Source organism: Flavobacterium aestuarii (genome assembly GCF_040049115.1).
In the GTDB taxonomy this organism is placed as follows: Bacteria; Bacteroidota; Bacteroidia; order Flavobacteriales; family Flavobacteriaceae; genus Flavobacterium; species Flavobacterium aestuarii.
In genome coordinates this window covers 1-15,130 of sequence record NZ_JBDLZZ010000011.1, presented here as the reverse complement: position 1 = coordinate 15,130, position 15,130 = coordinate 1, and the positions used below count along the sequence as shown (strand labels likewise).

Genomic DNA, 15,130 nt, shown 5'->3' with positions numbered 1-15,130 from the left:
AATTTTTTTGATCTAGAAAGTTCTGAACTTAGAAGGAATATGGTCCGTTCGTCTAGGGGTTAGGACGCCAGAATTTCATTCTGGTAACAGGGGTTCGATTCCCTTACGGACTACAAAAAATGAAATAATTAAGATAAAAAGATAACAAAATGGCAAATCATAAGTCAGCTCTAAAAAGAATTAGAAGTAACGAAAAGAGAAGAGTATTAAATAGATACCAGCATAAAACTACTCGTAATGCTATTAAAGCATTAAGAATTGCAACTGATAAAGCTGATGCTACTGCTAAATTATCAAATGTAATTTCTATGATTGATAAATTAGCTAAGAAAAATATTATTCATGATAACAAAGCTTCAAACTTGAAGTCTAAGTTAACTAAGCATGTTGCTAAATTGTAAGCAACTTAATTCTTATAAAAAAAAAGCTCCTTGAAAAAGGAGCTTTTTTTATGTTTTAATTTTCTGTAAAAATTTAGATTATGGACTTTAAATAATTCAGCATTTCAACAGTAATGGGTTTAGATAAGAATTCAATGACATTGGGGTAGGTTTTTGATTTTTTAATGTCTTCTGGGTCTATTGTCGAAGTTAAAATAATAACTTTTGTATTGTTTAAATGATAATAATCAGAATTGTTAAATAAATCAAGAAACTCCCATCCTCCCATTACAGGCATGTTTAAATCCAGAAAGATTAATTGAGGTTTTGTTTTTCTATTGTTAATGTTGTTAAAGTATGTAATGGCTTCTTCGCCATTTACGGCATTTATTATTTCATTTGCGAAAGAGGCTTTCTGGACAACTTTTTTAAAAAGCATTAATGTTATTGGGTCATCGTCGACGGCCATAATTAAATCTAGCATTTTAAAAAGATTTAAGTGTTAGTGTAAATTCAGTTCCTTTTTCGACTTCACTCTGGATGCTTATTGAGCCACCCATGGTTTCTATTTGGGATTTAACCAAAAACAAGCCCAGTCCTTTGCTGTCTGGATAGTTATGGAATTTTTGATAAAGCCCGAATATTTTATTTTTATGTCTTTCTAAATCAATCCCAATGCCGTTGTCTTTGAAATGGATTGTAATAATATGATTTGTTTCTGAAATACTGATATCGATGATTAAATCTCTGCTGTTTGATCTAAATTTAAGGGAGTTGGTTAACAGGTTAAGCAGTATGCTTTCTAGGTATACTTTGCTGGTGTTTATAGTGGAGACATTTCCGTAATCGATATTTAATTTCGGTTTTATATCTTCAATTTTTAAATTAAGCTGATTAATAATGTTTTTAAAAACATCTCTTATTTGCAATTCTTCATTCTGTATTGTTGGATTGTCCTTTATAGTAATTGTTTTGGCTAAGTCATTTACAGTTTCATTAAGTAAATTTGTAGATATTTTAAAGCCGTTTATAATTTCCTGCAGCTCAATATTGTCAATTGAAACATCATTCATTAAATTTAATAAACCTGTCAGGTTTGATAATGGAGCTCTTAAGTTGTGCGATGTAATATAGGAGAATTGTTTTAAATCTTTATTGTTACGGGTTAATTCGGCTATGAGGATCTCTTTCTCTTTTTCTAATTTTTTTTCTTCTGTAATGTCTCTTTGAATGGAAATCCAGTGCGAAAGATCGTATTCAAGATTATAAATTGGTATGAATGAAAGGCTGACCCAGTATTCGGAATGATCTTTTTTATAGAGTATAATTTCTATAAAACATTCATCACCATTTTTTATTGCATTGGCTAATTTTTCAATTTCTTGTGGGTTTGAATTTTCTCCCATGAAAAAAACTGGTGACTTTCCTATAATTTCAGAATGATCATAACCAGACATTCTGCTGAAAGCGGGATTAGCAAAAACTATTTTAGGAATTTGAAATTCACTTGATGTGGCTTGGGTGATAATGATGGAGTCACGAGCTTCGGTAAATACTGTTTCAAGTAATTTCAGCCTGTTTTCTTCTTCTTTTTGTTTTGTTATGTCTTGAATGGCTCCGATCATTCGGACAGCCTTTCCATTTTTATCTTTTAGGATAAATCCCCGGTCTAATACATACTTGTAGGTGTTGTCTGCGCATTTAAAACGGTATTGATCTTGCCATTTTTCCGTTTTCTGTTCTAGAAACGAATAAAGCTTAACAGACATTTTGATGCTGTCTTCTGGATGGATGTTGTCAAACCACCATTTAGAGGTATTGCTTATCTGATCTTGTTTGTAACCGTATATCCCTTTTATTCCTTTGTTCCAGGTTAGTTTGTCTTCGGGTATTTTCCAATCCCAAATCGTGTCGCTGGTAGCTTTTGCAACTATATCGTATTTTTCGTTAGATTCTTTTAGCTTATCGTGGGTCTGCTTAAGGTTCTTGTATGTTTCTGTGTTTCTTTTGTGGTTTTTGTGTAAAATATATCGAAAGAGAAGTCCTGTGATAATTATAAAGAGAATGTCTTTTATAAAACCAAAAGTATAAGCATTCAAGTGACGATAATAATGCTTTGCCAATTTATAACTGATTATCGCAACAAATAGTGCGGATAGTATATAGATCGAACTTATTTGATTGGCTTTGTTTTTCATTAATCAAATATAATTAATTTAATATTAAAATTTAAAACTTCATTTTAAATAAATTCTGACACTATTTTTTTAATGTCTAGTTAATTGCTTATATATAAACAAATTATCAAACTATTGCATAAAAGTTTTTTATCTAAAAATAAAGTGTACCTTTGCACCCATTAAAAATCACAGATGGAAGCTATTAGAAACATTGCAATTATTGCCCACGTCGATCACGGTAAAACAACTTTGGTTGATAAAATTATGTATCACTGTCAGTTATTTCGTGATAACGAGAATACAGGTGACTTAATCCTTGATAACAACGACCTAGAGCGCGAAAGAGGTATTACTATTACCTCAAAGAATGTTTCGGTTCAATATAAAGGTACAAAAATCAATATTATCGATACTCCTGGACACGCCGATTTTGGTGGTGAAGTAGAACGTGTATTGAATATGGCCGATGGAGTTTGTCTTTTGGTGGATGCTTTTGAAGGTCCAATGCCACAAACTCGTTTTGTATTGCAAAAAGCTATCGATTTAGGATTAAAACCATGTGTTGTAATCAATAAAGTAGATAAAGAAAACTGTACTCCTGAGGAAGTTCACGAAAAAGTTTTTGACTTAATGTTCGAATTAGGTGCACAAGAATGGCAGTTAGATTTCCCAACCGTTTACGGTTCTGCTAAAAATAACTGGATGTCTGATCATTGGGAAAACCAAACAGAAAACATCGAGCCATTATTGGATATGGTAATTTCAAATGTACCAGCTCCTAAAGTATCTGAAGGAACTCCTCAAATGCTGATTACCTCTTTAGATTTCTCTTCTTTTACAGGACGTATCGCAATCGGTCGTTTAGAAAGAGGTGTTCTAAAAGAAGGAATGCCAATCTCTTTGGTAAAAAGAGACGGAAAAATAATCAAATCAAGAATTAAAGAATTACATACTTTTGAAGGTCTTGGACGTAAAAAAGTAGAAGAAGTTGTAGCTGGTGATATCTGTGCTGTAGTAGGTGTTGAAGGTTTTGAAATTGGTGATACTATCGCTGATTTTGAAAATCCAGAAGCTTTACAAACCATCGCTATCGATGAGCCTACAATGAGTATGTTGTTTACAATTAACGATTCACCTTTCTTTGGTAAAGAAGGTAAATTTGTTACTTCTAGACATATCCGTGAAAGATTGACAAAAGAGTTAGAGAAAAACTTAGCAATGCGTGTTGCCGAGACTGATTCTGCAGATAAATTTATGGTTTTCGGGCGTGGTGTATTGCACTTGTCAGTTCTTATCGAAACCATGAGAAGAGAAGGTTATGAGCTTCAAATTGGTCAGCCACAAGTTATCATCAAAGAAGTTGATGGTGTGAAATGTGAGCCAATCGAAGAGTTGACAATCGACTTACCAGAGAATCTTTCAGGTAGAGCGGTTGAATTCGTGACGATTCGTAAAGGTGAAATGCTTTCTATGGAAGGAAAAGGAGAGCGTATGATTATTAAATTCAACATTCCATCTCGTGGAATCATCGGTTTAAGAAATCAATTGCTTACTGCAACTGCTGGTGAAGCTATTATGGCGCACCGTTTCATTGGATACGAACCATACAAAGGGGAAATTCCTGGACGTAACAACGGTTCATTGATCTCTATGGAAAACGGAAAAGCAATTCCTTACTCTATCGATAAATTACAGGATCGTGGTAAATTCTTCGTTGATCCAAACGAGGATATCTACGAAGGTCAGGTTATTGGTGAAAACACCCGTAGCGATGATATGACTGTGAACGTAACTAAAACGAAAAAACTTTCAAACGTACGTTCATCTGGAGCTGATGATAAAGCAAGAATTATTCCTGCGATAAAATTCTCTCTTGAGGAAGCGTTGGAGTACATTCAAAAAGACGAATACGTTGAGGTTACTCCAAAATCACTTCGTTTGAGAAAAATCTATTTATCAGAAACTGATAGAAAAAGATACAAAATCTAAGAGATTTAAATTTTCAATATATAAAATCCCAAATTCCATCGGAGTTTGGGATTTTTGTTTTAAAGGCGTTTGATTATTTTTTAGGAGAAAGAGATTGGGTATTTTTAGGAAAGATTGATCCCAATGTCATTAAGTTAAGAGAAATCCAGAGGGTTTCAATGTTTATAGAAAATCAAAAATGGGCGTTACAGCAACCCCAGCGGGGTTGTATGATCCAGAGAAACATTCGACCCCTCTAGGGTCGTTGTCAAAATCGAATATTGTTTCTATAAACATTTGACCTCCCTGAGGTCTAAAAAAACTTAACTTAATGACATTGGGATTTGTCCCGCTTTCCGCTACAATCTTGCGGGCTGAACCCCAGCCCACAAGGATTTCCCCAGCCCATGAGCGAAGCGAACTGACGAAGTAATCGGGGCTAAAGAGGGAGATTTTGCATTTTTGCTGTTATTCCAAAAACACTACTCCGTCTTTTCAACAGATTAATACTTTAGCCATTTAATGTGCAGACGTCATTTTAATATTCATTTTGGTATCAGCGGAAACAGTGAATTTTGCATCTTCGTACTTTGGAGGTCCCATAAATCCTTTGGCATTATTGGAACAGGCAACAGGTTCTTTGGGCATTCCAATGAAGTTTTTGTCAAGTTTGCCATTTTTGTTTTCATCATGATAGACCATAACAGTATATTCTCCTTTTGGAATATCTGTAAAAGTAATCGAAGCAGTATTTGATTTTATAGTTGAGGCCTCTTTTTTATAAGGTGATTTTAGAAATTTATTTTTACTGTTGTATATTTCGGCTGTTAATAAACCATTATTGTTTTTTAATGCCGAAATATTTACGGTCAAGCTTGAATTTTGTGCGGAAAGAAAACTGGAAACAGTTAGAAGAATGGTGATGAAGATTTTTGACATAATCGTTAATTTAAATTTGATTTTCCTCTTTGAAGGCTGAAGTATAAAAATACAACATTTGCTGGTTTAATGAAAATATCTGGATGTATAACTGTGCTGTCACATCCAGATAATTCTGCAAAGCTGATTACGATAAGCAGGTTTTATCTTTTGAGTGAAAAATGACCTTTGGCTTCGCGTCCGTCCTCTAATTTTATAGTATACCAATAATCGTCTGCCGGCATGGGATTGCCAGCATAAGTACCATCCCAGCCATTGCCCGATGAAACAACTTGTTTGATTAGTTTTCCGTATCGATCGTAAATGTAAATTTGGGCTGCTGTGTTGAATGTTTCATCAGCTCCTTTGATATTCCAATAATCGTTGTAGCCATCATTATTTGGAGTGAAAAATTTTGGGATTCCAAGAACAGCAATGCTTTTTTTTATGATTCCACATCCGTTTTTGTCGTTTATATAAAGGTCATGAATTCCTGATGAAACGTTTTGGAAGAAATTGGATTCCTGAAAAGGCCCGTTTGGAGAATCAATGCTGTATTCATAATCACCTTGTCCGGTAATGTTTGCTGTTACACTGTTATAGTCTGATAAGTCTGAGATGGTGACCGAGTCTAAATGTGCTATATCTGAAGCGGTAACTGTAATTTTTCGGGTTCTGTCACAGCCTTTTATAGTGGATACAGTTACTTCATATATGCCTTCTTGATTAACTTCGAGGGTGTAATTATTTTTGCCTGGAATTGTTATTCCATTTTTTGACCAAACATAAGTATAATGGGTAATTGGAGTATTGTCCTGAATTGCTGCATTTAAAGTGACAAAAAAGCTTGGCAAATTAGAACAGACTAATTCATTATCATTTTCATTGATGTTAGTACTTATTTTGGGTTTTGCATTTACAATAAGTGAAATGTAAGGGCCTAATCCAAAGCAGGCATTGTCGAGATTGCTTTCGATCCTTACCCAGATATCCTGTTGAATGGGAGTTGTGTTTCTATAACTGGAATAGTTTTGTATATCATTGGTCTCGGCTAATGCATCGGCTTCATTGGCATAAAATTTAATGCTGTAGTTTGAAGCAGAGGACGGAAGCAGTCCTTGAATCTCTGCAATTACAGGACTAAGATCAAATGAGGCTATACCATCCTTGTCATCATTTACAGTGTCAATAAAGTCATCGCAGGCTTCAAGAGTTTTTTTGAAAGAGGAACTGACTTGCGTAGTGGAAACAACCAGATTTATTTGTGCTGTGCTGAAACAGCCATTTTTGTTTTCGACTCTTGTCCAAATTGTATTATCAGCACTAGTATAAGCGATTGGATTAGTAATTTGTGCTGTAGCATCTTTTGTATTGGCACCTGCCAATGATGTAAAATAGGTAAAAGTTTCATTGGCAAAATCTGTCGAAATTGAATTGTTTTTTTCGGTTATATTAAAATTTGTAATACCATCAGTATTGTCATCACATTGTACAATTGTTATTGGAGAATTTAATATTGGCAACGAAAGAATTTTCAGTGTGGCTGCATCCGAAGTTAGCCCGCATATGTTATTGTTTTTGTCCAGTAAAGCACGGTATTGGTATTCATTCATTGCTGGGGAGACTTTGGCAATATGTAATGTTTTGGTATTCGTCCCGGAATAAATTGCATTATTTATCAGATTATTCCAGTTATTGCCTCCATCAATGGAAATCTGCCATTTAATCCCATCGGCATTGGACTCAATTGTGAAAGCTGTATTTTGTAATTCGCAGATGGATTCATTTTTTGGCTGCGTAGTCACCAGGATTGGAACCGCTGTTTTGTAATTGTCATTCGGAAGACTATAGCCATCTGTTCTGCTGGTTACGATTCCGTTTGTATTTACTGTTACAGGATTGCTGCCTAGCTGGCCATCAAAATCAGGATCCGTAAAACCGGCTTCGACAACATCTTTACATGAATCATTGTCACTGTCTATTTCGGTATGGTTTTTTATTCCATCATCGTCAGAATCGGATATCGTATAGTTTAAAATGCCATTGTCAGGATTTGTTTCTAAAGAATCTGCCAGCCCGTTACTGCCGAATGAAGCGGTATCTATGATTCCATTATGATTATTGTCTAACGCATTGCTGCCAGATTCTGTTATATCATAGATGCCATCATTATCACTGTCCAGATCCAGATAGTCAGCCACACCATCCTTATCTGTATCAATTGGATTTGCTGCAGGTTCAAAAATATCATCCAGCCCATTTAGATTGTTATCGGTATTTGATAATGCTTTTGGAACTGTTTGATTTTCAATGCTATCAGGAATTCCATCATTGTCTGAATCGAAATCCAATTGATCTGCGACACCATCGTTATCGCTATCGATAGGGAGACATGTGGCGCTAAGTTTAAATGTTGTTTTGTTGCCAGCAGTATCCAAAAGATTTTTGTGAGTAATTATGAAGGATTTCGTTTGATAGGATTGTAATGAAAAGGTACCTTTTCCTGCTAAAAGCACACTGCTTCCATTGAGCCTGAAACGAATTTCGAAAGAAGAAAATTCAGTAATGCCACTTTCATAAATTCCATCATAATTTGTATCAATCAATAACTGATTTGCAGGATTCAAAACAGTTACGGTTTTATCTGTATCAGAGTTGATAATGTATTCAGAATTTGTATTTAGTAAATCGGCAGGGTTTGCAGCTACAGGATATTCCAGCTTAAGATTTATTGGATTTGCAAAATGCAAACCATAGGTAACCGAAGAGCTTTTTCCTGCTAAAACCTCTGTTACAAAACTTCCATCTGCATTTCCTTTAAATGGAGCTGAAGCTTCTGGAGAAGTATTGTTGAATACACCAGTAAATGAATTTGAATATGCTCCAGAGGTTACAATTCCAGAACCGGGATTAGTAAAATTTAAAGGCTGACTGCCTGAGGATTCAGTGCAATTCAATATTCCGTCATTGTCATAATCAACGTCAATATTGTCGCTGGCTAAATCATTATCAATATTTATCGGACATTCGCTTACAGGAATCTTATCTGAGAAAACATCGCTCAGACAGCCAGATATACTGCCCTTTACCTGATAAAAACCTGGCTGAGCTGGAGTATAATTATTGCTTGTAGCTGCTGGGATTATAACATCATTTTTATACCATTGAAATGAGTCATAAGATGATAATGTGTTAATTTTTAAAGAAACATTTGGAATACATGCTGAATTGTCAAGAGAAATTTTACCAGAAACAACTTCGGGTTTTAAATCAAAACCAGAGTAATAACCTCCGTAAGTTGCTGCGCCATTAGTTCCAAAATAAGAAACATAAACCTGCTTGCTTGATTTTACCGAGATATTTCCCGATAAATTGTTTACCGTATAGCGAACAAAATTCGGGTTTCCAATGATGCTGATTGGCGAAGAAGTGATAGGGGTGCCATTTAAGGAGACTGTAGATCCAGATTCGGTTACAATATTCAAGACTCCTGTTAAGGTTGTGTTTCCAATAGATTGTATCTGGGGAATATTGTCAACTGTGTTGGGAGTGGAGCAGTTTATTGGAGGAACAAAAAATAAGTTTTGGTTAGCGGGCGACTCCGATCCTCCGATGCTTTGATAGGCAAATAAATTTTGAGATGAACTAATGTACATATTGCCATCTATGAATTGGCTTCCGTCTAATGTAATGTACTCTCCACTATTGAGGGTTTTATGCGGAGTGGCACTGCCATTAAGATAAATTTTTGTTTGATCAAAATGAGCTATCAGTAAAACACGTTCCAGTTCATCTGTCCCAACTCCTTTTACAAAAATATATTCTTTTCCTGTTTTTTCTAAAGAAACAATCTGATCAAAGCCCAAGTCTCTTCCAACAGGACCGGTAACTCCGTTTTCGGTTCCTATTTCTGTACTGTTACTGCCTGCAAATGATCCAGAATTTACAACAACTGCTTTGTCTGAGGTTACCAATGCAGCAATAATTTTTGAACTATTGGAAACACTGCTGTTGCTGTAGTTTGCTAATGCAAGTACATAGCTTTCATTTTTATTCAGTTTAAAAGTAATCGGTTCCGTAACTATAGTGCCATCTAGAAGTTTAGTTCCGTATGGAAGATTTGAAATTGTGATTTTGGTATCGTTTTCAGTAGCAAGTATCGAGGCAAAGTTTAGTAATGTTGGATCAAGCAGAGGATTCAGCATAGCGCCTAATCTGAATGTTGTGCCGAGTGCACTATTTCCTTTGGAAACTATCCCTCCGGCATGGTTGTAACCTCCCTTATCATTTCTGCCCGCATTAACCCTTACACTTACATATACCAGATCTTCGGCTTCAATTATATATCCTTTATCAGTAATAATTCCCATCACTGTCGAGGGGGTAAATAGCTGTGTGTGTTCACCAGTTCCAATACTATATCGAAACGGATTAGCACTGTTTACCGTTCCATTAATTACGGTGCCTCCGCTGGCAATAATTTTAAAATGTACATTTGTAAGACTAGGTGTGGAAATGTATATATATTGATCTTCAATTAGACCCCAGGCTGAAATTAATGGCGGGATGTAATGAGTTTTGCTAAATTGAGCAAAACAATTTATAGTTAAAAGAATAAAAAATAAATGTATTTTTTTTTTCATCTGATTTTATATTTTTTTATCTCTTTAACGAAAAATGGCCTTTTACTGTTTTTCCATCATCGAATGTTATAGAAAACCAATAATCATCAGCAGGTAATTCTTTTCCATTAAAGGAGCCGTTCCAGTTATTATAAGCTGTGTTAGATTGTTTTAATAATTTTCCATAACGATCAAAGATTGTTATGGTGGATTTAGGAAGAAGTTCCAAGTTTTCTATTTTCCAAGTATCATTATAACCATCGTTGTTTGGAGTAAAAAAACGGGGATAATCAAGTATATAAACTTTATAGGGTACAGAAATTCCACATCCATTTTTGTCTCTAGCAACAGCCCAATAAATTCCTGGATTTAAATTATTAAAAGATGGGCTGTCCTGATAAAAATTTCCGTTTATGGAAAATTCATAATCACCATTGCCTGAAAAGGATATAGTAATAGAATTTTCGGATCCGGAAAAGTCATTTATTTTTACACCAGTAATTATAGCTATTTGGGAACGCTTAACTGTGAATCGTCTGGTTCTTGAGCAGCCTTCTGAGTTTGTTACAGTGACAGTGTATTCGCCTGCAGCAGTTATGTTTATAGTGTTCGCTGTTGCGCCTGTATTCCATAAATAGCTGGAAAATCCACTGTCAACTGTTAAGTTTTTGCTTGAACCATCACATAGACCTGTTGTTACGTCCTGAAAATTGGGAGGGTCAAAAGTTTTTACAACAAGTGTTTCGGCAGTGATTTCATAACAATCGCCTGGGCCATTCACGATATACGCATAAATAACCTGCTGATAGGCAGTTGTATTGGTAAAAAGATTGGGCAATTGGTTTTTTCGGGAAAGAGCATCATTTTTTGTAAGATAATATTCTGCAGTTAGTCCTTCTGGCAGTCCTCTTAACAGCTGTGGTGTAATTTGCGCATTCAGATCAAATTGGGTTATTCCATCCTGAGAGCTGTCTGTATCACAGCTTTCAATTGGGTTTTGTGTCGAGATGGAGTTGATGGGTACGACTATATTCAAAAGAGCATATTTGCTGCAGCCAAAAGCATTGCTCACCCGGGCATATAAAGTTTCATTTGCAATCCAGCTTGTATAGAGTATCGGATTCTCAATCGGATTCGTTTCGCTTTGGGCATCACTCAATGATTTATAATAAATTATTTTTGTCAGTTTAGGGTCATTGTTTTTAATGATGTCATCTGCTCTGGTTATATCAGATACTGAAAGTCCATCCCCGTCAGGATCACAACGGTATAGTGTTGCATCGCTTAAAACAATTTGAGGTGCATATTCAATTTTTATTTCATCTTCTGTTGTGCATGTCGTAGGAGACAGAGTAACTTTTACTTTATAAGTCCCAGAACCTGTAATCGTAAGGGTTGGTTTGGTTTCGTTTGGAATTGGAGTATTTGACCCGTCCTTAAACCATTGGTATGAATACGCTGCTGGAAGTTTGGTGTCAATTATATAATTGTCTCCATGACACAAAGGGTTATCTGTTGCTAAAGTATGGTCTGGGCCTAAGTCCATATTAGCCGAAAAGCTTCCCGCTTCCAGAAAAATAGCCGAACTGTAATATTGAGCTAAATCATCAGCTATTACCAGTTTTATATGATAGGGCTGGCCAATTATTACATCGGTGTGGGCATTCATTTTTATAGTCTGTCCACTAAAATTTACTGGGCTAGATGCACTACTGTAACCGCCAAAAAAGGATTCGTTTACGGCGTGACAGCCTGGAACTTTAATGTTTCCTTGTGTATCCAGCACATTATTTATAATTGGGTGGATGTTTTTAGAAGAAACTGGAGTGGAACTCTCTGGCAGTACAGCAATATTTTTATAGTTCGCTGTGCTTCCTTTTTCTTTGATTAAAAAAGCAAAACCATCTGAATATTCACAAGGAAAATTTTCCTGATATTCATTGGAAGCAAAAATATAATTGAAGCTGATGAAATTTGTCAATGGGACAAAATCAAATTCGAGTACTGTAGCGTTAATACTCGAAATCCCTAATGTTTGATCCAGATCAGAATCCCCTAGCCATAATTTGCTATCATTACCGTTGTCACTTATATATGGACCGATGGCGCTTTGGCTATTTGAAGTCATTATCAGGACACCTTCTTTGATAGGAAAACTGCTGGTTCCAGCATTGAAATAACCGTAGCTATTTTGTCCAGCAGTAAAACTATTTCCATTTACTGCAAAATTAGAAACATTGGCACATGAACTATTGACTAAAACATTTTCAATCAATTGTTGAGCTGTTTTAGTGTCATCTACTGTTATATACTGGGCTTTTATAACAGTAGTGATGAAGCAGATTGATACTAATAAAATATTTTTGATGCCTTTCATAGCATACAAATATACTATAAATCTCTGTTTTTTAAGATTCTATAAGATAAGTATAGAAATAGCCCTGTCCAGCAGATAACTATTGCAATTGCAGAAAAGTGAACACTGTAATCTTTAAGGTTTTCGACTCCTATCTGCGTGCCAATTGTTTTTACTAATGATGTTCTGCTGAAGGGCTCGATAATTAAATTTGCCATTGCTTCCAATGGGAAAAATTGTGTGATGTGACTGGCTGTTTTGCCTTCTGGGAAAATACGGAAATGCAGAAAACCTTTAGCTATAGCTTCTATAACATTCCAAACCAAAAGGAAACCCAATGCAAATGCTGATCTTTTTACTAAAATTCCCAAGAATAAGCAAAATGAAAAGAATCCTACCAGCTTTACAAAAAAAGCTAAAAGATAATCCAAATCTGAGAAAACAATACTTAGTTCAGTGTAAGAGGAAAAGCTATAGCCTAAAATTAGCGTCATTATAAAAACAAAAACAGTAGAACAGAGTGCAAACAATACTATAGTTACAAATTTTGAAAGCATGAATTCTTTCTTGCTCAATCCATCAATCAGGTTTTGTTTTAAAGTGCCATAACTGTATTCATTTGCCATCATAGAAACGATTATAATTGCTAAAAAAAGTTTCAGAATGGCTGCTATATAGGTATTAAAGTGCCAGATGTATGGAAAATTAAAAACCCCCATTTCGGCAATCTGGAATTTTATTGGACCAATATTAAAATTAATAGAGGCTATCAAAGCAATAAAGGACAGCAGTATAAAATAAGTTAAGGTTAATATGCGTCCCGCTTTGTTTAACCAGATTTTTTGTAATTCTATAGAGAGTAATCGTTTCATGATAAGAGTGATTAGTGCTTGGTAATTAGTACAAAATTAGCACGTTAGTATTTTTTTGAAATTGAAATTTTGCCATTGATTTTATAGATTTTTGGTTAATTCTAAAAACTGTTCTTCCAAACTGTTTTTACGTTTTACCAAATGGCTCAGGCAAATGTTATTCGTAAATAGAAATTGATTCAAGTCTTTCGATTCTAAATTTGCTTTTAGGTAAACTAAAACTTTTGCATCGGCTGTTTTAATTTTATCTACCGAAGGATGTGTCTGCAAAACCCGGATTAGGTTTTCAATGTCATCAGCCTGCAGTTCAAAGAAACCTTCATTAGCCGAAACACCGTCTACTGGTCCAGAATAAAGTACCTGTCCTTTTCTTAAAACCAGAACATGGGAGCAGACTTTTTCGACTTCGTCCAATAGGTGCGAAGCCAGCAGTATGGTAGTTCCTTGGGATGCTATAAGTTTTATGATATCTCTGATCTGATGGATTCCCTGCGGATCCAATCCGTTGGTAGGTTCGTCCAGAATCAAGATTTCGGGATCGTTGAGTAGGGCAGAAGCAATCGCTAAACGCTGTTTCATCCCCAAAGAGAAAGTGCTGAATTTGCTGTTTTTTCTTTCAGTCAATCCTACCAATTCCAGCTTTTCATCTACTTTGGAATAATCAATGCTTTTTATTTTGCAGACTAATTTCAGGTTTTGCTCGGCAGTCATGTAAGGATAAAAGTTGGGTCTCTCGATAATGGCTCCCACTTTTTTTAGTGCTTCATGCGTTTCAAGATTACCGCCAAACCAGCTGTATTCTCCTGATGTTTTGTTCACTACATTGAGTATAATGCCCAGAGTGGTAGATTTTCCGCTGCCATTTGGTCCCAAAAGGCCATAGATATTGCCTTTTGTTATTTCTAATGAAACATTTTTTAAAGCCTGAAGACCACCGTAACGCTTGTTGAGGTTCTGAATAGAAAGTATTGTTTCCAAAGTATATCTTTTTTCTTATAGGACGACTGAGTTTATCTTTTGTTACATACCGTTTTGCTCTATGTTTTTTGTATTCAGATTTTAAAATTTAATAGTGGCAACCCTTGAATAAACACGGTTTTAATGTAAATTTGTAACAAATGTAATGAAATGAGCGAGCCTTTAATGTTTTTTAAAAAACCATGTTATCCAATTAATAATGCACTTTTGAATTATCTGGAGCGATTTGATCTTGTGTCAAAAGAACCAATAATTTATGATGATCTTTTGCGATTTTCTGGTTCCATAAGTGTTTTTGATAAAAATGACCAGGATACCCTCTGGATCAGAGTTTATTATAATGAATTTGAGCGTGATGAAATTGATTTGAATTTAAAAAAAGTTTATTCCTTACTTTATTCTGACGGTAATACTGATATTCTGCAGTACTTGAACGTGGATGCTATTGACTATTGCACTTTTGGAAATTCTAAGCCATTTCGAATCAAAGTGCGAAACATCCTTAATGACAATTACACTTATTTTTATATCAAAAAAGCAGATGCTTCCAGAGTGTACGGATTGGAATTGGAGCACTTATTGTCGCCTTACAAAATTAATTTTCTGGTTTTTAAAGATACTTTGATAGAAGAACATATTACTGGAATTCCTGGAGATGTTTTTATGCAGACGTTATTGAATAAATGCAGTGAAACAGAAAAGGCTCAGATTGCAAAAGAATTTGTAAAGTTCAATGAACGCTGTATGATCCGATTATTAGGAGATATGCGATCGTATAATGGATCAGGTGCAAAAGTTGGGGATTAAGCAAAAAGATTTGATAATCTGAAGAGGAAAAAATCTACTTTTCTTACTC

General features: G+C 35.1%; 9 protein-coding genes, 1 tRNA gene and 1 pseudogene. 4 read left to right on the top strand and 7 right to left on the bottom strand.

From position 1 onward, the window contains the following. The first annotated feature begins 41 nt into the window (after positions 1-41). A tRNA-Glu gene (locus tag ABEG11_RS12455) sits at positions 42-113 on the top strand. Positions 114-149: 36 nt separating this feature from the next. Beyond that, positions 150-401, top strand: a complete 252-nt coding sequence (rpsT, locus tag ABEG11_RS12450; protein ID WP_325265043.1) for a 30S ribosomal protein S20 — start codon at positions 150-152, stop codon at positions 399-401. 73 nt (positions 402-474) lie between these two features. Here rpsT and ABEG11_RS12445 read toward each other — a convergent pair whose 3' ends face one another. Both ABEG11_RS12445 and ABEG11_RS12440 read right to left on the bottom strand, forming a co-directional pair. Continuing rightward, the gene (locus ABEG11_RS12445) at positions 475-864 is read right to left on the bottom strand and encodes a response regulator (protein WP_348824499.1); all 390 of its coding nucleotides are present in this window, start codon (positions 862-864) and stop codon (positions 475-477) included. Position 865: 1 nt separating this feature from the next. After that, on the bottom strand, positions 866-2,578 hold the full coding sequence (locus ABEG11_RS12440; protein ID WP_348824498.1) for a PAS domain-containing sensor histidine kinase: 1,713 nt from the start codon (positions 2,576-2,578) through the stop codon (positions 866-868). A gap of 174 nt (positions 2,579-2,752) precedes the next feature. Here ABEG11_RS12440 and typA point away from each other — a divergent pair, with 174 nt between their 5' ends. Further along, entirely contained in the window at positions 2,753-4,549 is a 1,797-nt protein-coding gene (typA, locus tag ABEG11_RS12435; protein WP_348824497.1) for a translational GTPase TypA, read from the top strand. Positions 4,550-5,047: 498 nt separating this feature from the next. On the opposite strand, the gene ABEG11_RS12430 is transcribed toward typA, so the two are convergent. The 5 genes from ABEG11_RS12430 to ABEG11_RS12410 form a co-directional block, all read right to left on the bottom strand. Next, entirely contained in the window at positions 5,048-5,467 is a 420-nt protein-coding gene (locus ABEG11_RS12430; RefSeq protein WP_348824496.1) for a DUF2141 domain-containing protein, read from the bottom strand. Positions 5,468-5,610: 143 nt separating this feature from the next. Next, positions 5,611-10,089, bottom strand: a complete 4,479-nt coding sequence (locus ABEG11_RS12425) for a T9SS type B sorting domain-containing protein (protein WP_348824495.1) — start codon at positions 10,087-10,089, stop codon at positions 5,611-5,613. A gap of 16 nt (positions 10,090-10,105) precedes the next feature. Then, positions 10,106-12,445 (bottom strand): choice-of-anchor L domain-containing protein, encoded by a 2,340-nt coding sequence (locus ABEG11_RS12420; protein ID WP_348824494.1) that lies wholly within the window; start codon positions 12,443-12,445, stop codon positions 10,106-10,108. Between the two features lie 14 nt (positions 12,446-12,459). Further along, positions 12,460-13,296, bottom strand: coding sequence for an ABC transporter permease (locus tag ABEG11_RS12415; protein WP_348824493.1), 837 nt, complete (start codon positions 13,294-13,296; stop codon positions 12,460-12,462). 81 nt (positions 13,297-13,377) lie between these two features. Next, entirely contained in the window at positions 13,378-14,274 is an 897-nt protein-coding gene (locus ABEG11_RS12410) for an ABC transporter ATP-binding protein (protein WP_348824492.1), read from the bottom strand. Between the two features lie 150 nt (positions 14,275-14,424). On the opposite strand from ABEG11_RS12410, the pseudogene ABEG11_RS12405 reads away from it, so the two are divergent. Further along, positions 14,425-15,054 (top strand): annotated as a pseudogene (locus ABEG11_RS12405) (hypothetical protein); the annotation flags it as partial. Between the last annotated feature and the right edge of the window lie 76 nt (positions 15,055-15,130).

Bases quoted from the DNA above. Each gene is read 5' to 3' on its own strand.
- rpsT (WP_325265043.1), top strand. From the start codon at position 150: ATGGCAAATCATAAGTCAGCTCTAAAAAGAATTAGAAGTAACGAAAAG.
- ABEG11_RS12445 (WP_348824499.1), bottom strand. From the start codon at position 864: ATGCTAGATTTAATTATGGCCGTCGACGATGACCCAATAACATTAATG.
- ABEG11_RS12440 (WP_348824498.1), bottom strand. From the start codon at position 2,578: ATGAAAAACAAAGCCAATCAAATAAGTTCGATCTATATACTATCCGCA.
- typA (WP_348824497.1), top strand. From the start codon at position 2,753: ATGGAAGCTATTAGAAACATTGCAATTATTGCCCACGTCGATCACGGT.
- ABEG11_RS12430 (WP_348824496.1), bottom strand. From the start codon at position 5,467: ATGTCAAAAATCTTCATCACCATTCTTCTAACTGTTTCCAGTTTTCTT.
- ABEG11_RS12425 (WP_348824495.1), bottom strand. From the start codon at position 10,089: ATGAAAAAAAAAATACATTTATTTTTTATTCTTTTAACTATAAATTGT.
- ABEG11_RS12420 (WP_348824494.1), bottom strand. From the start codon at position 12,445: ATGAAAGGCATCAAAAATATTTTATTAGTATCAATCTGCTTCATCACT.
- ABEG11_RS12415 (WP_348824493.1), bottom strand. From the start codon at position 13,296: ATGAAACGATTACTCTCTATAGAATTACAAAAAATCTGGTTAAACAAA.